The sequence below is a fragment of the Microbacterium sp. MRS-1 genome, from assembly GCF_000585455.1.
Classification (GTDB): Bacteria; Actinomycetota; Actinomycetes; order Actinomycetales; family Microbacteriaceae; genus Microbacterium; species Microbacterium laevaniformans.
Genome location: NZ_JAUF01000060.1, coordinates 23,534 through 46,758, shown reverse-complemented (window position 1 = coordinate 46,758; position 23,225 = coordinate 23,534). Strand labels below are relative to the sequence as shown.

At 70.2% G+C, this 23,225-nt stretch carries 19 protein-coding genes, 1 pseudogene and 1 riboswitch; of the genes and pseudogenes, 14 read left to right on the top strand and 6 right to left on the bottom strand.

The genetic code is table 11. The features are described 5' to 3' along the window. The 5 genes from AS96_RS11015 to ribH form a co-directional block, all read left to right on the top strand. Window positions 1-189 (top strand): zinc finger domain-containing protein (locus AS96_RS11015; RefSeq protein WP_036289652.1); only part of this gene is annotated, 189 nt, incomplete at its 5' end. Window positions 190-258: 69 nt separating this feature from the next. Further along, window positions 259-411: riboswitch (FMN riboswitch) on the top strand. Window positions 412-480: 69 nt separating this feature from the next. Continuing rightward, window positions 481-1,560: a bifunctional diaminohydroxyphosphoribosylaminopyrimidine deaminase/5-amino-6-(5-phosphoribosylamino)uracil reductase RibD gene (gene ribD / locus AS96_RS11010; RefSeq protein WP_036289650.1), complete on the top strand. Its 1,080-nt coding sequence runs from the start codon at window positions 481-483 to the stop codon at window positions 1,558-1,560. Further along, entirely contained in the window at window positions 1,560-2,213 is a 654-nt protein-coding gene (locus tag AS96_RS11005; RefSeq protein WP_036289648.1) for a riboflavin synthase, read from the top strand. Before ribD ends, AS96_RS11005 begins: the two co-directional genes overlap by 1 nt. Continuing rightward, a complete protein-coding gene (locus AS96_RS11000) occupies window positions 2,210-3,490 on the top strand; it encodes a bifunctional 3,4-dihydroxy-2-butanone-4-phosphate synthase/GTP cyclohydrolase II (RefSeq protein WP_036289646.1) in 1,281 nt (426 codons plus the stop codon). The genes AS96_RS11005 and AS96_RS11000 overlap by 4 nt, the downstream gene beginning before the upstream one ends. Then, the gene (gene ribH, locus AS96_RS10995; protein ID WP_036289644.1) at window positions 3,487-3,960 is read left to right on the top strand and encodes a 6,7-dimethyl-8-ribityllumazine synthase; all 474 of its coding nucleotides are present in this window, start codon (window positions 3,487-3,489) and stop codon (window positions 3,958-3,960) included. The genes AS96_RS11000 and ribH overlap by 4 nt, the downstream gene beginning before the upstream one ends. Window positions 3,961-4,066: 106 nt before the next feature. Here ribH and AS96_RS10990 read toward each other — a convergent pair whose 3' ends face one another. Next, window positions 4,067-4,351, bottom strand: coding sequence for a GIY-YIG nuclease family protein (locus tag AS96_RS10990; RefSeq protein ID WP_036289642.1), 285 nt, complete (start codon window positions 4,349-4,351; stop codon window positions 4,067-4,069). A 122-nt stretch (window positions 4,352-4,473) separates the two neighbouring features. Between AS96_RS10990 and AS96_RS10985 the strand changes: the two genes are divergently transcribed. Then, window positions 4,474-4,824 carry a hypothetical protein gene (locus AS96_RS10985; RefSeq protein ID WP_036289640.1) on the top strand — a complete coding sequence of 117 codons (351 nt, stop codon included), beginning with the start codon at window positions 4,474-4,476 and terminating at the stop codon, window positions 4,822-4,824. A gap of 202 nt (window positions 4,825-5,026) precedes the next feature. Then, window positions 5,027-6,420 (top strand): annotated as a pseudogene (locus AS96_RS10980) (MFS transporter). 25 nt (window positions 6,421-6,445) lie between these two features. Here the strand turns inward: AS96_RS10980 and AS96_RS10975 are convergent. From AS96_RS10975 to AS96_RS10965, 3 genes are read right to left on the bottom strand one after another with little or no spacing between them, the layout of a single operon-like run. Next, window positions 6,446-7,273 carry an ABC transporter permease gene (locus tag AS96_RS10975; RefSeq protein ID WP_036289638.1) on the bottom strand — a complete coding sequence of 276 codons (828 nt, stop codon included), beginning with the start codon at window positions 7,271-7,273 and terminating at the stop codon, window positions 6,446-6,448. Next, window positions 7,270-8,142: an ABC transporter permease gene (locus AS96_RS10970; protein ID WP_036289636.1), complete on the bottom strand. Its 873-nt coding sequence runs from the start codon at window positions 8,140-8,142 to the stop codon at window positions 7,270-7,272. Before AS96_RS10970 ends, AS96_RS10975 begins: the two co-directional genes overlap by 4 nt. Further along, complete coding sequence (locus AS96_RS10965) at window positions 8,139-9,080, bottom strand: ABC transporter ATP-binding protein (protein ID WP_036289634.1); 942 nt, start codon at window positions 9,078-9,080, stop codon at window positions 8,139-8,141. Before AS96_RS10965 ends, AS96_RS10970 begins: the two co-directional genes overlap by 4 nt. Before the next feature lie 97 nt (window positions 9,081-9,177). Between AS96_RS10965 and AS96_RS10960 the strand changes: the two genes are divergently transcribed. Continuing rightward, window positions 9,178-11,094, top strand: a complete 1,917-nt coding sequence (locus AS96_RS10960) for an ABC transporter ATP-binding protein (RefSeq protein WP_036289632.1) — start codon at window positions 9,178-9,180, stop codon at window positions 11,092-11,094. Window positions 11,095-11,130: 36 nt separating this feature from the next. Here AS96_RS10960 and AS96_RS10955 read toward each other — a convergent pair whose 3' ends face one another. Then, window positions 11,131-13,035: a phosphoenolpyruvate carboxykinase (GTP) gene (locus AS96_RS10955; RefSeq protein ID WP_036289656.1), complete on the bottom strand. Its 1,905-nt coding sequence runs from the start codon at window positions 13,033-13,035 to the stop codon at window positions 11,131-11,133. A 127-nt stretch (window positions 13,036-13,162) separates the two neighbouring features. Between AS96_RS10955 and AS96_RS10950 the strand changes: the two genes are divergently transcribed. From AS96_RS10950 to efeB, 4 genes are all read left to right on the top strand, one after another. Continuing rightward, the gene (locus tag AS96_RS10950) at window positions 13,163-14,605 is read left to right on the top strand and encodes an XRE family transcriptional regulator (RefSeq protein WP_005048065.1); all 1,443 of its coding nucleotides are present in this window, start codon (window positions 13,163-13,165) and stop codon (window positions 14,603-14,605) included. Between the two features lie 127 nt (window positions 14,606-14,732). Continuing rightward, the gene (efeU, locus tag AS96_RS10945; RefSeq protein WP_036289630.1) at window positions 14,733-15,677 is read left to right on the top strand and encodes an iron uptake transporter permease EfeU; all 945 of its coding nucleotides are present in this window, start codon (window positions 14,733-14,735) and stop codon (window positions 15,675-15,677) included. Continuing rightward, on the top strand, window positions 15,674-16,903 hold the full coding sequence (efeO, locus tag AS96_RS10940; protein WP_036289628.1) for an iron uptake system protein EfeO: 1,230 nt from the start codon (window positions 15,674-15,676) through the stop codon (window positions 16,901-16,903). Before efeU ends, efeO begins: the two co-directional genes overlap by 4 nt. Further along, the gene (efeB, locus tag AS96_RS10935; protein WP_036289626.1) at window positions 16,900-18,216 is read left to right on the top strand and encodes an iron uptake transporter deferrochelatase/peroxidase subunit; all 1,317 of its coding nucleotides are present in this window, start codon (window positions 16,900-16,902) and stop codon (window positions 18,214-18,216) included. The genes efeO and efeB overlap by 4 nt, the downstream gene beginning before the upstream one ends. A gap of 18 nt (window positions 18,217-18,234) precedes the next feature. Here the strand turns inward: efeB and AS96_RS10930 are convergent, their stop codons facing one another. After that, a complete protein-coding gene (locus AS96_RS10930; protein ID WP_036289624.1) occupies window positions 18,235-19,323 on the bottom strand; it encodes a winged helix DNA-binding domain-containing protein in 1,089 nt (362 codons plus the stop codon). Window positions 19,324-19,463: 140 nt separating this feature from the next. On the opposite strand from AS96_RS10930, the gene AS96_RS10925 reads away from it, so the two are divergent. Then, a complete protein-coding gene (locus AS96_RS10925; RefSeq protein ID WP_036289623.1) occupies window positions 19,464-21,128 on the top strand; it encodes a thiamine pyrophosphate-binding protein in 1,665 nt (554 codons plus the stop codon). Window positions 21,129-21,437: 309 nt separating this feature from the next. After that, a complete protein-coding gene (locus AS96_RS10920; protein ID WP_036289620.1) occupies window positions 21,438-23,216 on the top strand; it encodes a Na+/H+ antiporter in 1,779 nt (592 codons plus the stop codon). Window positions 23,217-23,225: the final 9 nt, after the last annotated feature.

Here is a 23,225-nt window from a genome sequence, read left to right as displayed (position 1 = left end):
CCCGCCGATCTGAAGGACGCGAAGCGCCGTGGCATGGCGGTGCACGGCCGGCGCGGCGAGGCGTGCACGGTGTGCGGCGACGAAGTGCGCAGCGTCTTCTTCGCGGACAACTCACTGGAGTACTGCCCCACCTGTCAGACGGGCGGAAAGCTACTCGCCGACCGGCGGCTGTCGCGGCTGCTGAAGTAGCGCAGCGTCCCTTGCGACCGACATGGAATGAAAACGTCGTCGGGGCGTTGAGTAGGATCAAGTGCAAGAAACGTGCTCCGGGGTCGGTGTGAATCCGAACCGGCGGTGACAGTCCGCGAGCCCCTCTCACGAGGGGTTGATCCGGTGGAACTCCGGGACCGACGGTGATGCATGACGGTTCGACAGAACCCGATCGCTAGTCCGGATGGGAGGCAGCACGGACGTGGTCGCGCGCACGCGGCGGCGTCTGCGGTGTCGGCCGTGCCCCGGAGCCTCACAGGAGGACGACGGATGGCCGCGACAGACCGCGACGACACGGCGATCGACCGTGCGATGCAGCGCGCCCTCGAGATCGCTCGACGGGGGCCGCGCGGCATCAACCCGCAGGTCGGCGCCGTGCTGCTCTCCTCCGACGGCGAGGTGCTCGCCGAAGGGTGGCACCGGGGAGCCGGCACGGCTCATGCCGAAGTCGACGCGCTGACGAACCTCGCCGCCGCGTCGGGGGCGGATGCCGCGCGCGGTGCGACCGCCGTCGTCACCCTCGAACCGTGCAACCACACCGGCCGCACCGGTCCCTGCAGCGAAGCGCTCATCGCCGCCGGTATCGCGCGCGTGGTGTTCGCCGTCACCGATCCCGGCGAGGCCTCTTCGGGCGGCGCCGCACGTCTGCGCGAGGCCGGGGTCGACGTGATCGGCGGCTGGCGCGCCGACGAGGGTGGCGCGCTCTTGGCCTCCTGGCTGGAGGTGCAGCGGCTCGGCCGCCCCCAGGTCACCGTGAAGTGGGCGCAGTCGCTCGACGGCCGCGGCGCCGCCGCCGACGGCACCAGCCAGTGGATCACCGGTCCGGCAGCCCGCACCGATGTGCATCGCCGCCGCAGCCTCGCCGACGCGATCGTGGTCGGCACCGGCACGCTGCTGGCCGACGATCCCGCCCTCACCGCACGCCGCCCCGACGGCTCGCTCTATGACGAGCAGCCGCGGCCGGTAGTCGTCGGGACCCGAGCCGTGCCGCAGGAAGCCGCCGTGCGCCGGCATCCGCGCCCGTTCATGCAGGACGAGGGCGAGGATCTGCCCGACCTTCTGGAGCGCCTCCGCGAGCTCGGCGCACACCGCGTCTTCGTCGAGGGGGGACCGACTCTCGCATCGTCCTTCCTCCGCCAGCAGCTCGCCGACGAGGTGCTCGTGTACGTCGCTCCCACCCTGCTCGGGGGGCCTCGCCTGGCCCTCGGCGATATCGGCGTCACCTCAATCGGCAACCAGCGGCGACTGCGCGCGGCATCCGTGGAACATCTCGGCGACGACCTGCTCATCGTCGGCCGGTTCGACGGCACGGCCTGCTCACACACCTCCACCACGAAGGAAGAGAACTGATGTTCACCGGAATCATCGAAGAGCGCGGCGAGATCGTCGCCGTCGAGCCGTCGGGTGACGGTGTGCGGATGACCGTCCGTGCCCCGCTGGCCGTCTCCGACGCCCACCACGGCGACTCGATCTCGGTCAGCGGCGTCTGCTTGACCGTCGTCGACCAGGGCGAGGACTGGTTCACCGCCGACGTGATGCGCCAGAGCCTGGACATGGCGACCCTCGGCGCATTCGGCCCCGGCACCCGCGTCAACCTCGAGCGCGCAATGGCCACACACGGCCGCCTGGGCGGACACATCGTTCAGGGACACGTCGACGGGACCGGCACGGTGCGGGAGGTGCGCCCCGGCGCCGAGTGGCGCGTCATCCGCATCTCGCTGCCCGCGGACCTCGCTCCGCTCGTCGTCGACAAGGGATCGATCGCCGTCGACGGGGTCTCTCTCACGGTTTCGAATGCGTCGGATGCCGCCGCCGCCGATGCCTGGTTCGAGGTGTCGCTGATTCCCGAGACCCTGGAGGCGACGACCCTCGGCGACCGCGTTGCCGGCGACCGCGTCAACCTCGAGACCGACATCCTGGCGCGCCACGTGCAGCGCCTGCTCGCCTTCGCCCCCACCGTTTCCGATTCCGCCGACTCCCTCACCGAAGGAGGCTCACGATGAGCCTTGCCACCATCCCCGAGGCCCTCGAGGCGCTGCGCGCCGGACGTCCCGTCATCGTCGCCGACGATGAGAACCGCGAGAACGAGGGTGACATCATCCTGTCGGCCCAGCTCGCCACGCCCGAGTGGCTCGCCTGGACGATCCGCTGGTCCAGCGGCTTCATCTGTGCGCCCATGCCCGCCGAGTGGGCCGACCGCCTCGACCTGCCGCCGATGGTCGCGGTGAACGAGGACGCCCGCGGCACCGCCTATACGGTGAGCGTGGATGCCGCCGACCGCGTCTCGACCGGCATCAGCGCGACCGACCGCTCGCACACCCTCAATGTGCTGGCCGACCCGGCATCCGTGCCGTCGTCGGTGATCCGGCCGGGTCACATCCTGCCGCTGCGCGCGGTGGACGGCGGCGTGCGCGAGCGTGCGGGTCACACCGAGGCCGGCGTCGAGCTGATGCGTCTCGCGGGTCTGCAGCCTGTCGCGGCGATCGGCGAGGTCGTCGCCGAGGACGGGTCGATGATGCGTCTGCCGGGTCTGATGGAGATGGGCGAGCGGGAGGGCGTTCCGGTGATCACGATCGAACAGCTCATCGCCTACCTCGACGAGGTCGAACCGGTCGCCGCGCCCGCTGCGCAGGCGGCGGCCCAGAAGCGCCGCGTGAGCCTGCGCGCCGAGGCGACCGTGCCCACCTCGCACGGAACGTTCCGCTTTCTGGCGTACAAGGACCGCGTGACCGGCACCGACCACATCGCGGTCGTCTCGGGTGACCTCACCGAGAAGGCCCCGCTCGTGCGCGTGCACTCCGAGTGCCTCACCGGTGAAGCCTTTGGCTCCCAGAAGTGCGAGTGCGGCCCGCAGCTGGACGCCGCGCTGGAGCGCATCGACAAGGACGGCGGCGTCGTCATCTACATGCGCGGCCACGAGGGCCGCGGCATCGGCCTCATCAACAAGCTGCGCGCCTACAGCCTGCAGGAGCGGGGCCTCGACACCGTCGATGCGAACCTCGCGCTGGGCCTGCCCGCCGACGCCCGCGACTACGCGGCAGCCGGCGGCATCCTCGCGGATCTGGGTGTGGACAGCATCCGGCTCCTGACCAACAACTCCGACAAGGTGAAGCAGCTGCGCGAGCTCGGACTCGATATCGTCGAGCAGGTGCCGCTGCTCGTCGGCGTCGGCGCCAACAACCATCAGTACCTGGCCACCAAGCGCGATCGCATGGGCCACATCATCAGCGCGGCAGAGCTCGACGCGGCTCTCGCCCACAGCACGGAGGAGCACGCATGAGCGGCGACGGAGCCCCCCAGACCGTCCCGATCGACGCGACCGGACTGCGGGTCGTCGTCATCGCCGGCCTCTGGCACGACGTCATCACCGACGGCCTGATCGCCGGCGCGGAGCGGGTGCTCGCGGCATCCGGGGCCGAGTGGAGCCTGGAGCGCGTTCCCGGCTCGTTCGAGCTGCCCGTCGCGGCGAAGGCGGCCCTGGATGCCGGGGCGGACGCCGTCGTCGCACTCGGTGTCATCATCCGCGGGGGCACACCCCACTTCGACTTCGTGTCGTCGGCGGCCACCGACGGCCTCACCCGTGTCGCCCTCGACACCGGCAAGCCGGTCGGCTTCGGGGTGCTGACCCTGGACGACGAGCAGCAGGGCATCGACCGGGCGGGCCTTCCGGGCTCGAAGGAGGACAAGGGCGCGGAAGCCGCGGATGCCGCGCTGCGCACCGCGCTGCTGCTGCAGCGCCTTCGCGGCTGACACCGCACCGACCAGAAGCCGCGTTTCGACTCGCTGCGCTCGCTCAACGACCGGGGCTCTCATCCCGGTCGTTGAGCGAGGCGCGCAGCGCCGAGTCGAAACGCCCTCAGCCTCGGCGGTGACGCGCGCTCCACCCGCGCACGGCATCGATGCCGCCCTGCGCGTAGGCGAGCCGCTTCGCGTGGCTCCATCCCTGCAACCGCTTCTTCCACGCGAAGGCATCGGAGACACGCGCCATCTCCGCACTCCACACCAGCTCGACCGGCAGGCGTCTCCGCGTGTAGACGGCTCCCTCCCCGGCGGCATGCTGGGCGAGGCGCCGATCGAGATCGAGCGTGCTGCCGACGTACAACGTGCCGTCGGCGCAACGGAGCATGTACACGAACGGCATAGCGGGACCGTCATCGTCCGCGACGGTTACGGCGGCGACAATCCACAGGAACCGCGTTTCGACTCGCTGCTCGCTCAACGACCGGGGGCGCGGACGCGCGCACTATCAGTTAGGCTGAAGGCATGGAGATCCTGCGTCACGTCGTCGTCCTCGTCCATCTCACCGGATTCGCCATCCTCTTCGGCGCCTGGGTCGTCGAGGCGGTGGGACAGCGGCGCGTCACCCGCCTGATGACGTGGGGCATGCTCGTCGCCGCCGTCGCCGGCCTCGCCCTGGCCGCGCCGTGGGGCATCGACTACCCGCTGAACTACACGAAGCTGGGCGTCAAGCTCGTCGTGCTGCTCGCGATCGGCGCGCTCCTCGGAATCGGCACCGCTCGCCAGCGCAAGACCGGATCCGTGCCGCCGGCCATGTTCTGGCTGGTCGGCATCCTGACCTTCCTCAACGCCGCCCTCGCCGTCCTCTGGCGCTGACCGCGTCGACGCCGGCAGGTTCCCGCTGCACGAACGAGACGCGCCACGCGGCGTAGACTCGATAGCCGTGCGCCGGGAACCTGCCGGCGGCCCGGTGACCTCATTGTCGCGGCGCCCGCTGCACACACCCCTGCCCCGGACGCCCACCACCGGTGCGTCCCACGAGGACCTACGATCTCTCATCGATAGGTAGCCTCTGCGCATGTCCTCAGCCACCGCGGCCCCCACCGCACCCGTCAACTCCCGCGCCCGCGTGATCACCGCGAGCCTGGTCGGAACGACGATCGAGTTCTACGACTTCTACGTCTACGCGACCGCCGCCGTGCTCGTCTTCCCCGCCCTCTTCTTCCCGACCGGCAACGAGACCACCGCCCTCCTGTCGTCGTTCGCCGTCTTCGGGGCCGCGATGATCGCGCGCCCCATCGGCGCGGTGGTCTTCGGACACTTCGGCGACCGCTTCGGTCGAAAGGCCACGCTCGTCGCGTCGCTGCTCACGATGGGCATCGCGACCTTCCTGATCGGGTGTCTGCCGACGTTCTCGGGCATCGGCTGGTGGGCGGCCCTCCTGCTGCTGATCCTCCGCCTGTTCCAGGGATTCGCCCTCGGCGGCGAGTGGTCGGGCGCCGCGCTCGTGGCCACGGAGAACGCCCCGAAGGGCAAGCGCGCCTGGTACGGCACCTTCCCGCAGCTGGGCGCTCCGATCGGCTTCATCATCGCGAACGCGCTCTTCCTCGTGATCAACTTCGCCCTGCCGCACCCCGACGGCCCGACGCAGCGCTCCGAGGCCTTCCTCGCCTGGGCTGGCGCGTGCCCTTCCTCTTCTCGGCCGTGATGGTGATCATCGGCCTCTGGGTGCGCCTGAAGCTCGTCGAGTCCGAGACCTTCACGACCGCCGAGAAGAGGGGCGCCATCCGCCGCTTCCCCCTGGGGGAGGTCGTCCGCGGACACTGGAAGAACCTGATCCTCGGCACGTTCATCATGCTCGCCACGTATGTGCTCTTCTACCTGATGACGAGCTTCACCCTCGCCTACGGCACGAAGGCGACGGATGCGCCGGTCGCCGGCCTCGGATTCGGCTACACCGACTTCGTGATCATGCAGATCATCGGCGGGGTGTTCTTCGGGGTGTTCACCCTGCTGTCGGGCCCCATCGCCGACGCGGTCGGCCGCCGCAAGCTCCTCATCTGGGTCACCGCGTTGATCGGCGTGCTCGGCCTCACGTTCAACGTCTTCCTGCTTCCGGCCGTTGATCCGAAGTTCACGGGTGCGCTGGTGCAGGCCTTCCTCGTGTTCGGCTTCATGCTGATGGGAGCCACCTTCGGCCCCATGGGCGCCGTGCTGCCGGAGCTCTTCCCGACGAACGTCCGCTACACCGGCTCGGCGATCGCCTACAACGTCTCGTCGATCCTCGGCGCCGCCGTCGCACCGTCGATCGCACTGGGGCTGTGGGCCGCCGGCGGCGGCGAGCCGTGGCTCGTGGGCCTCTACCTGTCGGGCTCCGCCGTGCTCACCCTCATCGCACTGATCCTCTCCCGCGAGACCAAGGACGTCGACTACGAGACGAACATCGGCCTCGGCGAGACCGGCTCACTCTGACGACTCACGCACGAACGGCGGCCGCTCAGTCGAGGAACAGCGCGCGCAGCCGCTTCGTGGTGAACACGAGACCGATCGCGATCATCGCGACGTAATAGAGGACGTGCCACAGCATGTCGACGTTGAGGATGCCGGTCGTCAGCCCCCGGATCAGCTCGACCCCGTGCCACAGCGGCAGCGCCATGACGATCTGCTGCACCCAGCCCGGGTAGACCGTGATCGGGTAGAAGGTGGCGGAGAAGAGGAACATCGGCAGCAGCACGAAGTTGATCCAGTCCATCTGCTGGAACGTCTTCATGTAACTGGTGACGGCCATGCCGAGACTCGCGAAGCCGAACGCGATCAGGACCACCGCGGGCAGGGCGAGCACCGCCGTCCAGGCGAGGTTGAGCCCGAGGATCTGCATGATGATCATGAACCCGGTCGCATACGCCAGCCCACGCAGCAGCGCGTAGAGGATCTCGCCCAGGGCGACATCGAGCGGGCCGAGCGAGGTGGCGAGCATGCCCTCGTAGAGCTTGCCGTAGTTGAGCTTGAAGAAGACGTTCCACGTGGAGTCGTAGATCGCCCCGTTCATCGCCGAGACGGCCAGCAGCGCCGGCGCGATGAAGGCGGCGTAGCTGACGCTCGCGCCCTGGGCGGTCTCGACGTCGCCGATCAGCGCGCCGAGACCGATGCCCATCGAGGCGAGGTAGAACACCGGCTCGAAGAAGCCCGAGAGCACGACCGCCCAGCTGGAAGACCGCGCGGCGATGAGGCCGCGCTGGACGACGGCACCGGGGTTGCCCGCCCACAGCGCGCGCACGCCCCCGCGACGGGCCACGGTGGAGGACACCTCGACGACGGCGCTCACTTCGCGAGCCTCTCGGTGAAGACGCGGCGGGCGAACAGGTAGCCGACCACCGCGAGGGCGAGCAGATAGACGAGGTGGACCGTGACCATCACCGGGTCCACCGCCGCGCCGTATGTGGCGACGCGTCCGAGTTCGGCGCCGTGCCAGAGCGGTGAGACCCACCCGATCCACTGCAACCACAGCGGCAGCGAGTCCAGCGGATAGAACGTTCCGGAGAAGAGGAACATCGGCATGAAGAGGAAGCGCTGCACGAGAGCGAACTGTCCCTTGTCGTCTTCGATCGAGCCCGCATAGGCCATGAGCGGGATGCCGAAGGCGAGCCCGGCCAGCACACCGGCGAACACCGCGAGCCATCCCGTCGCGGGGTGAGGCACCGCGCCGAAGGGCAGCAGCCACACGATGAGGTAGTAGGCAGCCGAGGCGACGACCATCCGCGCCGTCGCTCCGGCGACGACGCCGTTGGCGATCTGCGGGCTCGACAGCGGCGAGGCGTTGAAGCCGTAGAAGTAGCGGCGCCATTTGAAGCCCGCCATGACCGGGTAGGTGAGCTCCTCGCTGGCCACCGAGATCGTCGCGGTCGCCAGCAGCGCCGGAGCGACGAATATGAGGTAGCTCACCTCCTGGCCGTGATCGACGATCGGCACGCGGATGAGGGCCGCCAGGCCCACGGCGAGCCCCAGCAGGTACAGGATGGGCTGACCGACCGCGCCGACGATGATCGTCCACCCGTAGGCGCGCATCGCGCGGACCATGTGCTCGGTGACGTACCACCCGCCGCGGCGGCGGGGCTTGCGCCCCCACTGCATCGCTTCGGCACGCAGTTCGTCCAGGCTGGGGTGCGTCCCGGCATCCGTCTGGGCGGCGCTCATTCGATCAGCGACCTTCCCGTGAGGCGCAGGAACACGTCTTCCAGCGACGAGCGCCGCACCAGCGAGGTGATCGGCTCGAGCCCCTGTCCGGTGATGCGTTCGAGAGCGGCCTCGCCGTTGTCCGCGTAGATGAGAATGCGGTCGGGAAGCACCTCGACCCGCTCGCCGATGCCGCCGAGGCTGCCCGCGACCTGGGCGTTGCGGTCGGAGCCGAAGCGCACTTCGAGCACTTCCCGGCTGGAGTGCTCGCGGATGAGGGATGCCGGGGTGCCCTCCGCCATGATGCGGCCCTTGTCGACGACGATGAGTCGATCGCAGAGCTGTTCGGCCTCGTCCATGTAGTGGGTCGTGAGAACCAGGGTCGTGCCCCGCTCCTTGAGGCGGAACAGGCGATCCCAGAGGACGTGGCGTGCCTGCGGGTCGAGGCCGGTGGTCGGCTCGTCGAGCAGCAGGATGCGCGGGTCGTTGATGAGGCCGCGCGCAATGGTGAGGCGCCGCTTCATGCCGCCGGAGAGCTGGTCGACCTTGTTCTTCGCCTTGTCCTCGAGCTGCGCGAAGGCGAGCAGCTCATCGGCCTTCTCATGGCACACCTTGCTCGAAAGACCGAAGTACCGGCCGTAGATGTACAGGTTCTCGCGGGCGTTGAGCTCGCCGTCGAGGTTGTCCTGCTGCGGCACGACGCCGAGCCGCGAGCGGATCTCGGGACCGTAGCGGTCCGGGTCGAGGCCGAGAATCTGCAGGTCGCCGCCGGAGCGGGTGGAGACCGCACCGATCATCTTCATCGTCGTCGACTTGCCGGCGCCGTTGGGACCGAGAAGACCGAACGACTCACCGGGCGCGACCTCGAAGCTGAGCCCGTCGACGGCGACGAAGTCGGGCTTGCCCTTGACCTTGTAGGACTTCACGAGCTGATGCGCGGAGATGACAGGAGCAGGCACCGATCCACCCTACCCAGGGCCTGCGACACCGTGCGGCACCGGCAGCCGTCGCCGAGAGGGAAGATAGAAGTACCCGAACACCGCAGGAAAGCGCCTCATGTCCTCTGCCAGCACCACCCGCCCTTCCCGCTCCCGCCGCCGCGCCCCCGATGACGGTCCTCGCGCGAGTCTGCGACAGCTGCTCCCCTTCGTCTTCGAGCAGAAGGGCGTCCTCGTCGTCGTCGCGGTGCTGAGCGTGCTCGCCGCCGTCGCGACCCTCGCCCAGCCGCTGGTGGTCGGCCAGGTCATCGACCGGGTGCAGAAGCAGAACCCGCTGGGTCTGCTGGTATGGGTGCTGGTGGGTCTCGTCGTCGCCTCCTCGGTGATCAGCGGCATCCAGCACTTCCTCCTGCAGCGCACGGGCACGGCGGTCGTCTACTCGAGTCGGCGCCGTCTCATCGCACAGCTGCTGCACCTTCCCGTGCAGGAGTACGACGCGCGGCGCACGGGCGACCTCGTCTCGCGCGTCGGCACCGACACGACCCTGCTGTACGCGGTGCTCACCCAGGGGCTGGCGGACTCGATCGGCAATGCGCTCATCTTCGTCGGGGCGATCGTGGCGATGTTCATCATCGATCCGGTGCTGCTGGTGCTCATCCTGGTCGTCGTCGGCGCATCGGTCGCCGTCGTGGTGGCGCTCAGCGGGCGGATCCGCCGGGCGACCGCCGTGCAGCAGGAGAAGGTGGGCGAGCTGGCCTCGGGGGTGGAGCGCGCCGTCGGATCGATCCGCACGATCCGCGCCTCGGGTGCGTCCGAACGTGAACGCGAGAGCATCGAGCACACGGCCCGCGGTGCGTACGAGGCCGGCGTGCAGGTCGCGAAGGCATCGGCGTTCGTAGTGCCGGTCGCCGGCGTCGCCCTCCAGCTGTCGCTGCTCGTCGTCCTCGGCGTCGGCGGCCTCCGCGTCGCCTCCGGCGCGATCACGATCGCCGGGCTGGTGACGTTCGTGATGTTCCTGTTCTTCCTCGTGCAGCCCCTCGGCTCGTTCTTCGGAGCGATCACCTCGGTCGGGCAGGCCCTGGGCGCACTGGGACGCATCCAGGAGATGCTGGACCTGCGCACCGAGACGGCGTGCGATGCGGAGGTCGCGGCATCCGTCGCCGTCGGCACCTCCCCGATCTCGACGGCCGCCGCGCACGAGAACCACGAGACGACGTCGGCGATCGAGTTCCGCGACGTGCATTTCGCGTATCCGGATGCCGTGGTCAGCGCGCGCCGTCGCTCGGAGACCGAGGCGGCGGCCCTGCTCGCCGAGGCCCACGCCGACGCGACGGTGGCGGTCTCGGAAGCGGCCGGCGAGGTGCTGCGCGGCGTGTCGTTCCGCGTCCCGCGCGGGGCGCGCGTCGCCCTGGTCGGGCCGTCGGGTGCGGGCAAGTCCACCACCCTCGCACTGATCGAGCGGTTCTACGACCCGACGGCCGGCTCGATCCTGCTCGACGGCGTCGATCTCCGCGGCATCGACCGCACGCGGCTGCGCGCCCAGCTCGGCTATGTCGAGCAGGATGCACCGACCCTCGCCGGGACGATCGCCGACAACCTGCGGTTGGCGTCGCCGTCGGCATCCGACGAGGAGTGCGTGCGCGTGCTGCGCGCCGTGAACCTCGGCGAGGTGCTGGAGCGCTCGCATCTGGGCCTGGACGCACCGGTGGGTGAGGCCGGTGTCATGCTGTCGGGCGGCGAACGGCAGCGGCTCGCGATCGCCCGAGCGCTGCTGGCTGCTCCCCCGATTCTGCTGCTGGACGAGTCGACGTCATCGCTCGATGGCCTCAACGAGCAGCGCATGCGCGAGGCGATCGACGCCGTCGCCTCGGGGCGGACGCTCGTCGTGATCGCGCACCGGTTGTCGACCGTCGTGGACAGCGATCTGATCGTCGTGATGGACCACGGCAGGGTCGTCGGGCAGGGCACCCACTCCGAACTCGTCGAGACCGTCCCGCTGTACCGCGACCTCGCGAAGCACCAGCTGCTCGTCTGAGCCGCGATCACGACACACGCGTGCGCGTCAGCCGTATCACCCCACCGCCGCGAGCTTGAGGCGGTAGCGAAGAGCGGCGAGTTCGGCGTACAGGGCCGGCGGCACCCGCCCCTCGAACGTGCGGTAGAACTCCTCCGTGAGCTCGGCCTCCTGCAGCCACAGGTCGCGGTCGATCGCGAACAGGGCGTCGAGGTCGGCATCGGGCACCTCGATGCCGTCGAGGTTCAGATCCTCCGTGCGCGGCAGCCGTCCGATCGGGCTGTCGATGGCGGGGACCACTCCCTCGATGCGGCGGATGATCCAGTCGATCACGCGTGCGTTGTCGCCGAATCCCGGCCAGAGGAAGCGGCCGTCCTCGCCCTTGCGGAACCAGTTGACCTGGAAGATGCGCGGGGCGCGGTCGAAGCGCAGACGCTGGCCGACCTTGAGCCAGTGGCCGAAGTAGTCCGCCATGTTGTAGCCGCAGAACGGCAGCATCGCGAAGGGGTCGCGGCGCAGCTCGCCGACGGTCCCTTCGGCAGCGGCGGTGCGCTCGGAGGAGATGTTCGAGCCGAGGAACACACCGTGGGTCCAATCGGTGGCCTCCAGCACGAGCGGGACGTTCGTAGCGCGGCGCCCGCCGAACAGGATGCCGTCCAGCGGCACGCCCTCGGGCGTCTCCCAGTCGGGGGCGATCTGCGGGCACTGTCCCGCGCTGACGGTGAAGCGCGAGTTGGGGTGGGCGGCCGGGCGGCCCATGGCCGGGGTCCAGGGCTTGCCCTCCCAGTCGATCAGCTCCTGCGGCACGTCGTCGGTGAGACCCTCCCACCACACGTCTCCGTCGGGACGCAGAGCCACGTTCGTGAAGATCGTGTTGCCCCAGAGCGTTTCGACGGCGGCCACGTTGGTCGACGCGCCCGTTCCCGGCGCCACCCCGAAGAATCCGGCCTCGGGATTGATGGCCCACAGCCGACCGTCTTCGCCGGGGCGAAGCCACGCGATGTCGTCGCCGAGGGTCTCGACCCGCCATCCCGGGATCGTGGGACGCAGCATTGCGAGATTGGTCTTGCCGCACGCCGAGGGGAAGGCGGCGGCGAGGTGGAAGCGCTTGCCCTCCGGGCTGATGACGCGGATCAGCAGCATGTGCTCGGCGAGCCACCCCTCCTCACGTCCGATGACCGAGGCGATGCGCAGTGCGAAGCACTTCTTCGCGAGGATCGCGTTGCCGCCGTAGCCCGATCCGAACGACCACACCTCGAGCGTGTCGGGAAAGTGCACGATGTACTTCTCGTCGTTGCAGGGCCAGGCGACGTCTTCCTGGCCGGGGGCCAGGGGCGCGCCGACCGAGTGCACCGTCTTGACCCAGGGCTTGCCGGCGGCGATCTGCTCCAGCACCGCAGTGCCGACGCGCGTCATGATGCCGATCGAGGTCACCGCGTACGCGCTGTCGGTGATCTGTACGCCGATGTGCGAGAGCGGACCGCCGACGGCGCCCATCGAGAAGGGCACGACGTACATCGTGCGTCCCCGCATCGACCCCTCGAACAGCGGGGTGATGGTCGCCCGGATCTGATCGGGCTGTGCCCAGTTGTTGGTGGGGCCGGCATCCTCCTGTCGCGCCGAGGCGATGAAGGTGCGCGCCTCCGTGCGAGCGACGTCACTCGGGTGCGAGCGGGCGAGGTAGGAGCCCGGTCGCCACTCGGGGTTGAGCTTGATGAGCTTGCCTTCGTCGACCTGCTGGCGAAGAAGAGCCTCGTTCTCGGCGCGGGAACCGTCGACCCAGTGGATGCGCGCGGGCTGCGTCAGGGCGGCGACCTCGTCGACCCAGGCGAGCAGCGCCTCCAAGCCTGCGCCGGCCAGGACCGGTCGCATCCCGAACCCGCCGCGGGGCTCGTCGGCCGCGTCGGCCCCCGTGGCGGTGCGAATGGCGGTCGGGCGGGTGAACATGTCGGCGATGGCCATGTCGGGCTCCTTCAGCGTGGCGTCGGTGGGGCGATCCGGAGGGGTCTCTTCCAGATTGAGCTCCTCACGACGGATTTGCATGCCCTGACGTCGTCAAGAAACGTGATTCTTTCGCTATGCTCAAGGAATGCCACCCACGTCCCTAGAGCTGTCGACGCTCGGTCATCGCATCCGCCACCAACGGGTGTCGCACGGGCTCACCCTCGACGAGCTCGGCGCGATCGTCGGCGTCGCCGGCAGCCAGCTGAGCCTGATCGAGAACGGCAAGCGCGAGCCGAAGCTCTCGCTGTTGCAGGCGATCGCCGCCGCCACCGGCACCGACGTCACCGATCTGCTCTCCGCCGAGCCGCCCAACCGCCGGGCCGCCCTCGAGCTCGAACTCGAACGTGCGCAGCAGTCCCCCGTCTTCCGCAGCCTCGGTATCCCGGCTCTGCGGGTGACCAAGGCGACCTCCGACGAGACGATCGAGTCTGTGCTGGGGCTGCACCGTGAGCTGCAGCGGCGCGAGCGCGCGGCGATCGCTACGCCTGAGGAGGCCCGACGCGCCAACACCGAGCTGCGGCTGCGCATGCGCGCCAAGGACAACTACCTCCCCGAGATCGAAAAGCTCGCGGAGAAGCAGCTGAAGGCCGCCGGCCACGTCTCGGGCGCCCTCACCCACCGCACGGTCAGCATCATGGCGTCCCAGCTCGGTTTCGAACTGATCTACGTCGATGATCTCCCCCACTCGGCCCGCTCGGTCACCGACCTGGAGAACGGCAGGATCTACCTGCCGCCGGCATCGATCCCCGGCGGCCACGGCCTGCGCTCGATGGCCCTGCAGGCCATGGCCCACCGGCTGCTCGGACACACACCGCCCAGTGACTACGCCGACTTCCTCCAGCAGCGGCTCGAGATCAACTACTTCGCGGCCTGCTGTCTCATGCCCGAGACCGCCTCGGTCGCCTTCCTGACCCAGGCGAAGAAGGATCGCAACCTGGCCGTCGAGGACTTCCGCGATGCGTTCGGCGTGACCCACGAGGCCGCCGGCATGCGGCTGACGAACCTCCTGACGCAGCACATCGGCATCCGCCTGCACTTCCTGCGGGTCGACGGCTCGGGCGCCATCACCCGCGCCTACGAGAACGATGACCTGCCGCTGCCGATGGACGTCACCGGATCGGTCGAGGGACAAGTCGTGTGCCGGCATTTCGCCGCGCGCGCCGCCTTCTCGGAGCAGAACCGCACGGTCGAGCACTACCAGTACACCGACACCCCCGCCGGTACCTTCTGGTGCTCGTCGCAGACCGGACGCACCTCGGACGGCGAGTTCTCGATCACCGTCGGGGTGCCTTTCGACGACGCGCGCTGGTTCCGCGGCCGCGAGACGCAGAAGCGCGCGATCTCGACGTGCCCCGACGAGTCGTGTTGCCGACGGCCGGATGCCGATCTCACGGCACGCTGGGAGGGTCGCGCGTGGCCGAGTGCCCGCGTGCACATGCAGATGTTCTCACCGCTGCCGCGCGGCGCCTTCCCCGGCGTCGACGACGGCGAGGTATACGCCTTTCTCGACCGGCACGCCCAGGGCTGACGACATCCGGCACCGGCATCTGCCCGGGAGCAGGCGCGACGACGGTTGAGTGGGCGCGACGCAGCGGTGTACGCTCGCTGTTTGTGAGGTTCGCCTAACCTCACTTCCCCTCCCCGACGAAACGCTCGTGCTTGCCACCTTCCTGATCGGCCTCCGCGAAGGCCTCGAAGCCGCTCTCGTCGTCGGCATCCTCGTCGCCTACCTGCGCCGCATCGATCGCCGCGATGTGCTCCCGCGCCTGTGGGCCGGAGTGGGCCTCGCCGTCGCCCTGGCCGTCGGCATCGGCGCGATCCTCACCTTCGGTGCCTACGCCCTGACGTTCGAAGCGCAGGAGCTGATCGGAGGCCTGCTCTCACTGGTCACCGTCGGCATGGTGACCTGGATGATCTTCTGGATGCAGAAGACCGCCCGTACGATGAAGAAGACCCTCGAGGGCGGTGTCGACCGGGCGCTCGCGACGGGTGGCCTCTGGGGAATCGTCCTCATCGGATTCATCTCCGTCGCCCGCGAAGGCATCGAGACGACGCTCCTGCTCTGGTCGATGGTGCAGTCCTTCGGCGACACGCCGTCCGCCCTTCTCGGCGCGCTGCTCGGCCTCGCCGCCGCCGTCATCCTCGGGTGGCTCCTCGCCCGCGGAATGGTGCGCCTCGACCTCCGCGTCTTCTTCGCCTGGACCGGCGGCTTCCTCGTGATCGTCGCCGCCGGCGTTCTGGCGTACGCGATCCACGACCTGCAGGAGGCCGGCGCCCTCCCCGGCCCGTTCTCCGCCCTGGCGCCCATCGTGGGCGGCACCGTCGCCGTGGGGGCGGCGGGCTTCCCGTTCGGCTGGGCGTTCGATCTCTCGGCGGCGATCCCGCCGGGAAGCCCTCTCGCTGCGATCCTGCAGGCCACCGTCGGCTTCATGCCGCAGATGTCCTGGCTGCAGGTCATCGCCTGGGCCCTGTACATGGCCGTCGTCGGCACCCTCTTCGTCCGGGGACTCGGTCGCCGGCCCGCCCGGGCCTCGGCATCCGCACCCCTCACGCCGGTTCCGCACCACGCGGGCCTCTCCCACCACCAAGGAGCATCATGACCCGCACACGCACCTGGGGAGCCGTCGCCGCGCTCGGCGCGACCGCCCTCGTGCTGGCCGGCTGCGTCGCCAAGACCGACGTCGCCGCGTCCGACGCCCTGACCGTCACCTCCACCGACACGGCGTGCACGGTGTCGACCGCGACCGCCACCAGCGGCACGCTCGCGTTCGCGGTGACCAACGCCAGCTCGGAGGTGACGGAGTTCTATCTCCTCGCCGCCGACGGTCTGCGCATCGTCGGCGAGGTCGAGAACATCGCTCCCGGCGCCTCACGCACCCTCACCGTCGTCGCCCAGCCCGGCGACTACGTCACCCTGTGCAAGCCCGGCATGGTCGGTGAGGGCATCGGACGCACCGCCTTCACGGTCACGGGCGACGCCGTCACGGCCACGGGCGACGACGCCGCGCAGAAGCAGAAGCCCGTCGATCTGTACGCGTCGTTCGTCAAGGATCAGGTCGAACAGCTCGTCCCGGCCGTGGCGAGCTTCGTGAGCGCCTACGAGGCCGGCGACGATGAGAAGGCGCGGAGCCTGTTCCCCACCGCGCGTGCGTTCTACGAGCGCATCGAACCCATCGCGGAGTCGCTGGGCGATCTCGATCCCCGCATCGATTACCGCGAGGTGGATGCCGCCGCGGAAGGCCTCGACTGGACGGGCTTCCACCGCATCGAGAAGGACCTCTGGGTTCCGGCGCCCGATGCCCTCAACTCCGACGGGTCAACCCCGGCCTGGAAGGACTGGGCGCCCTCGACGCCCGCCGAGCGCGCGACCTATGGGGCGAAGCTGATCGCCGACGTGGGCGAGCTGAACGCGTACGTGCACGGCGACGCGTTCCAGAAGGCGCTCGACGCGCAGGGCATCGGCGGCATCTCCAACGGCGCGATCTCTCTGCTGGACGAAGTGGCCACGGGCAAGATCAGCGGCGAAGAGGACTGGTGGAGCGGCACCGACCTGTACGATTTCGCGGCCAACGTCGAGGGATCGAGGATGGCGTTCTCGCTCGTCAAGGACTTCGCCGTCTCCTCCGGGGCGACCGGAACGGAGCTCGCCGGCCGGATCGACAGCGGCTACGCCGCCCTCGAGGCCGCTCTCGCGCGCCACGGCTCGCTGAGCGCCGGTTTCGTGAACTACCGGCAGCTCAGCGAGGCCGACAAGCGCGAGCTCACCGACCTGATCAACGCGCTGGCCGAGCCGCTGTCCAAGCTGACGTCCACGATCCTGCAATGAGCACCGACCCCGCCCTCGCAGGCGACGACCGCCTCGAGCCCGCGCCGCGCGCCGGCCTCAGCCGTCGGGGCCTGCTGGGCCTCGCGGCCGGTGTCGGTGCGGCCGGGCTCGCCGTCGGCGCCGGAGCCGGAGCGGCGGCCGGCGTCGCCGTCGGCCGCACGCGCGGCGCCGCCGGCGCGGCGTCGCCCTACGCGTTCTACGGCGCGCACCAGGCCGGGATCACGACGCCCGTCCAGGACCATCTTCACTTCGCGTCGTTCGACATGATGGCGGGGACCACCCGCGGGGATCTGATCGAGCTTCTCCAGGACTGGTCCTACGCGGCGGCGCGGATGACCCAGGGTCTCGATGTGTCGGCCAGCGGCGCGGTGGGAGGCTCGCCGGAGGCGCCGCCGGACGACACCGGTGAGGCGCTGGGCCTTGCCGCGAACGGGCTGACGATCACGTTCGGCGTCGGACCGACCCTGTTCACGGCCGTCGACGGCACCGACCGCTACGGACTCGCCGACCGTCGGCCCGCCCTGCTCACCGCGTTGCCGGCATTTCTCGGCGACGACCTGGAGCCCGATCACACCGGCGGCGACCTGTGCATCCAAGCCTGCGCCGACGACCCGCAGGTCGCCGTGCACGCGATCCGCAATCTGAGCCGCATCGCCTTCGGCCGAGCACGGCTGCGCTGGTCGCAGCTCGGCTTCGGAAAGACGTCGAAGACGACCGCCGATCAGGCCACGCCCCGCAACCTCTTCGGGTTCAAGGACGGCACGGCCAACATCCTCGCCGACGGCCAGACGGCGCTGGATCAGCACGTCTGGGTCGGCGACGGCGACGAACCGGCCTGGCTCGTGGGCGGCTCCTATCTCGTGGCGCGCAAGATCGCGATGCTCATCGAGACGTGGGATCGCGTGCGTCTGAGCGAGCAGGAGCGCATCACGGGCCGTGACAAGGCGCACGGCGCGCCGCTCTCGGGCGGGCAGGAGCAGACGGCGCCGGACTTCTCCGCCGTCGGCGCCACGGGCCAGCCCGCGATCGACGCGCGCAGCCACGTGCGCCTCGCCCATCCCGACCTCAATAAGGGCATCCGCATCCTTCGCCGCGGCTACAACTACGTCGACGGCAACACCGATCTCGGACGACTCGACGCCGGCCTGTTCTTCCTCGCGTACCAACGCTCTCCCGCGCAGTTCATCGCCCTGCAGCGTGCGCTGTCGAGGGATCTGCTGAGCGAGTACGTCCGCCACATCGGCTCGGGGCTGTGGGCCATTCCCCCGGGAGCCGAGGAGGGCTCGTATGTGGGGGCCGGTCTGTTCGCCTGAGGCGGGCGCGCAGCACCCCTATCCGCGCAGGAATCTCGCGACGCGGCCGAGGGCGGACGCGATGGATGCCGCGTCGGCTGCGGGCCCGAAGGGCTCGGGTTCCGGGTCCAGGTGCTGCGTGCCGACCGCGGTGGAATGCCGCCAGGTGCCGATCACCTCTCCCTCGGCGACGAGCACGGGACGAACCAGTCCGTTGAGGGTCGGCCCGATCGCCGCACAGTGCTGCGGCGGGCAGACGCGGGAACGATCCGCGTACGAGAGGTAGTACTCGTCGAACGGCGGCAGTGCGAGCACCTCGGCGCAGCACTCCGCCGCGCCCCTCGGCGCGTCGGCGACGGCCACGTCGGCGACGACGACGTCGGCGACGACGAACAGGTCCTCCTCAAGCGCGGTTACCCGATCGCCCGCGGTCTCTCGCGCCGCCCGCGCGACACCGACGGGGACGCCCGCCCACCAGCGGAAGTCCTCGAGCGTGGCGGGGCCGTGCCCCGCCAGATAGCGCACGAGCAGCTCCGCCCAGGGCTCGGCGGGCGCCGCGGCATCCGGCAGCCAGTCGTCGGCGGCGATGAGGTACTGCTCCCGCGTGGGCGCACCCTCACGCGGGACGACGGGGCCGAAGGCCACCTGTCCGCGGACGGCGAGCGCCGAGAGCAGGTGGTTGCCGCGGGAGCCCGCAACATCCGCGCCGGCGGCGGCCATCACGCCCGCCACCTCCCCGCGCGTCAGGCAGTTGCCGCCGGAGAGTGCCGCGTGGACGGCCCGCGTGATGTCGTCGGCCTCGATGCCGAACCTGCGGTGCATCCCCGCCGCCTGCCGCAGCTGGCGATCACGCGTCAGCTCCAGGATCCAGGCGAGGTCTTCGGCGGCGACGATGTGCAGCGTCCCGCGCTGCGTCCACGAGCGCACGAGCACGCCGCGCGCGAAGGCGTCGTCGACGTCCGAGAGGCTGACCTCCGCCGCCGTCCGGATGCCGAGAGCCCACCGCCCCGCCCAGAACTGCTGCGCCTGGGTCGCCGCCATCCGGCGCGCGGCAGCACCGAGATCGGTCTCGGGAGCGACCAGGGCGTGGTGAGCCAGACGCACGGCACGAAGGCGGGCGGATTCCATCGCCCCATCCTGCCCGCCGCCGCCGACACCCGTCCCTCTATAATCGACGGGTCCGGACGCGACGCGGCATCCGGTGCTCGAAAAAGGGGCACGCGAGACACATACGGCATCCATTCACCGTTTCGTCTCCCGGAGGACCCATGCCCACCGTCTCTGCGCACGTCGCCCAGACCCTCGCCGCCCACATCGACCACGTCTTCGGCGTGATGGGAAACGGCAACGCCTACTTCCTCGACGCGCTGGAACGCTCCACCGACGTGCACTACACGGCGGTGCGCCACGAGGCGGGCGGCGTCGTCGCGGCGGACGCCTACCATCGCGCGAGCGGACGCCTCGCCGCCGCGACCGCCACCTACGGCGCCGGCTTCACCAACACGCTCACCGCCCTCGCGGAGTCGGTCCAGGCCCACGTGCCGCTCGTGCTCGTCGTCGGGGACGAACCCACGTCGGGCCCCCGCCCCTGGGACGTCGATCAGATCGCGCTGGCCTCGGCCGTCGGCGCGCGCACGTACACCGTCGGACGGGCGGATGCCGCGGCCACCACGGTCATCGCCATCGAGCACGCGCTGGCCTACCGCGTGCCCACGGTGCTGGCCATCCCCTACGACGTCGCAAAGCTCGAGGCGGGACTGGTGCCGGCTGCGCCGCAACCGACGCTTCCCGCACCGATCGCACCGTCTCCATTCGCCCGTGCAGCGATCGCCGACCTGGCCTCCGCACTGGCCGCCGCGGAGCGTCCGGTGCTGATCGCGGGTCGCGGCGCGTGGATCTCGGGGGCCGCGGATGCTCTCGGGCGTTTGGCGGACGCGACGGGCGCCGTCACGGCGACCACGGCGCTGGGTCGCGGGATGTTCCCTCGGCCGGAGTTCGACCTCGGGGTCACCGGCGGGTTCGGCGCCGACGGCGCCATGGAGCTGATCTCGACGGCGGACGTCGCGGTGGTCTTCGGCGCGGGACTCAACCAGTTCACGATGCGCTTCGGCGCCCTGTTCGCTCCGGGCACCCGCGTCGTGCAGGTCGACATCGCTCCCGCCGCCACGCACCCCCACGTCGGGGGCTTCATCCGCGGGGACGCGCGCCTGGTCGCCGAAGCCCTGTGCGACGAGCTGTCCCAGAGGGATGCCGCGCCCAGCGGTTGGCGCGAGCGCGTGGACATCGCCGCGTCACGCGCCCGCGAGAGCGGCGACCCGCTGGCACCCGACGGCCGCCTCGATCCGCGTTCTGTCGCGGAGCGGATCGGTGAGCTGCTGGAGAGCGCGCCGTCCACCCGCGACCGCGTCGTCGTCACCGACGGCGGCCATTTCCTGGGCTGGGCGAACATGTACTGGCCGGTAGCGTCGCCCGACCGGATGATGATGGTCGGCACCGCATACCAGTCCATCGGCCTGGGATTCCCCTCCGTCGCGGGCGCCGCCCGGGCTCGGCCAGAGGCCACCATCGTGCTGTCCACCGGCGACGGCGGCGGACTGATGGCACTGTCGGATCTGGAATCCGCGGTGCGCGTGGCGGCGGGCCGCGGATTGGCCGTCGTGTGGAACGACGCCGCGTACGGCGCCGAGATCAACCTGTACGGCCTGCAGGGCCTCGCCCGGGAGCCCATGCTCATCCCCGAGGTCGACTTCGCGGGTCTCGCCTCCGCGGTCGGGGCCCGAGGTGTCGTCGTGCGCACGCTCGCCGACCTCGACGAGCTCGCGCGGTGGGTGCAGGTCCCGGCATCCGACCGGCCCTTCCTGCTGCTGGACTGCCGGATCTCCGGCGAGGTCATCGCCCCGTACCAGCAGGAGATCATTCGCGTGAACTCCTGATGTGAGGCCCGCGGCGGGTCCACCTCGACCCGCGAGGCCCCGTCCGGGAGGCGCCGCCCGTGAGACGGCGCGCCCGTCCCCTGTGCCGTATTCAGTCTGCGCACGCGCCCGCCTCCGCGGCGACCCCGGATTCGCGCAGCCGACCGGCACCGGGCACGGCGCCGAGACGGAATACGGAACCGCCGAGACGACCGGCTGCAAGCGGGCCGCCGCGCCGGGAATGCGCAGACCTGTTGAAACGCTGTGTCTGTGGCGCACACTGGGCTGCGACGGAAATCCGTCGGGAGGTCTGCGCGGAATCGGGGTGCCATGGAAGGTCTGGAAGTCACCGTCCTGCTCGGGCTGTCGGTGCTGGCGGGAACGATCCTCGCGCCGCGCCTGCGCGTAGCGACGCCGCTGGTGCTGCTGGTCATCGGGTTGGTGCTGGGATTCGTGCCGGAGCTGCGCCGCATCGAGCTGCCGCCCGAGACGGTGCTGCTGTTGTTCCTGCCCGTGATGCTGTTCTGGGAGAGCCTGACGACGTCGCTGCGGGGCGTTCGCCGGTCGCTGCGCTACATCATCCCGATGAGCACCCTGCTCGTGGTCGCCTCGGCGTTCGCGGTCGCGTGGGTGGCCACGCTCTTCGGGCTGCCCTGGCCGGCAGCCATGATCCTCGGTGCCGCCGTCGCGCCCCCCGATGCCACGGCTGTCGCCGCGCTCGGACGGCTGCTTCCCCAGCGCACGTTCATGAAATTGAAGGCGGAGAGTCTGACCAACGACGGCACTGCATTGGTGCTCTACGCCATCGCGATCTCCGTCGCACTCGGCGACACCGTCACGGGCTGGTCGATCACCGCCACCGTGCTCGTCTCCTACCTCGGCGGAGCGATCGCCGGCATCGTCATCGCGGCTCTCGCGTACCTCGCGCTGCGGCGCATGCGCAATGCCCTCTCGATCAACGTGACGCTGCTGCTGGTTCCGTTCACGGCGTTCCTGCTCGCCGAACTGGTCAACGCCTCGGGCGTTCTCGCCGTGGTGTTCGCGGGCCTGATCATCGCCTGGGCCTTGCCGCGCATCACCACCGCCGCCTCCCGCCGCACCGCGATGGCGGCGTGGCCGTTCGGCGTCTACCTGCTCAACGGAGCGCTGTTCGTGCTGATCGGGTTGGAAGTGCAGCTCGTCCTGCACGAGATCTCCCCGACCGAGGTGTGGGGCCTCGTGCTGCTGACCGTGGCCGCGTGGGCGGCGCTGCTGGTGGTGCGCTATGTGTTCCAGCTGTTGATGGCCCCCTTCTCGCGCCCGCGTACGCCGGCGCTGACCGCACGTTCCGGCCCGGGATCGCTGAACCGCGCGCGCATCGTGAGCACGATGGCCGGGTTCCGCGGTGCCGTGTCGCTCGCGATCGCGCTCTCGGTTCCGCTGACGACGTCGTCCGGTCAGCCGCTCGTCGGCCGCGACGCCGTGGTCTTCGTGACGGCCGGGGTGATCGTGCTGAGTCTTCTCGTGCAGGGACCGCTCCTTCCCGCCATCGTCCGGTGGGCGAAGCTTCCCAGCGACGACTGGGCCGCCGACGAGATCGAGCTGGCGCAACGGACCATCTCGGGTGCGGCGATCGCCGCTCTCGACGACATCGCGGCCGAGCACGGTATCAGCGATGAGGTGCGCGAGCGCGCTCGTCAGGATGGCTACGACATGCTCGAGCTGGCCAACGCGCGTGCCTTCGCCCGTGCCCAGGCCACCGCGGATGCCGACCAGATCGCACAGCTCGAGGGCATGGTGGCGGCGCCGTCGGCCCCCGACACCGGTGCGCAGACAGTCGTGGACGGCGCGGGGCCCGTCGTGGGGCTCAATCCGGCCGCGGCGGGGGTCGATGCCGCGACCTCGCTGACGATGCTCGCCGCATCGACCGGAATCGACCTCACCCAGCGATCGCCGCTCGTGCGCTTCGAGGAGATGACGCGACTGAAGCTGGCCCTGCTGGATCGCAAGCGCGAGGTCCTTCTGCGTCTTCGGCGTGAGGGTACGGTCGACGACCTTCTCGCCCGCCGGCTGGAAGCACACATGGATGCCGAGGAGCTGCGCCTCAGCGGGTACGACGACCTCGACTGAGCGTCACTC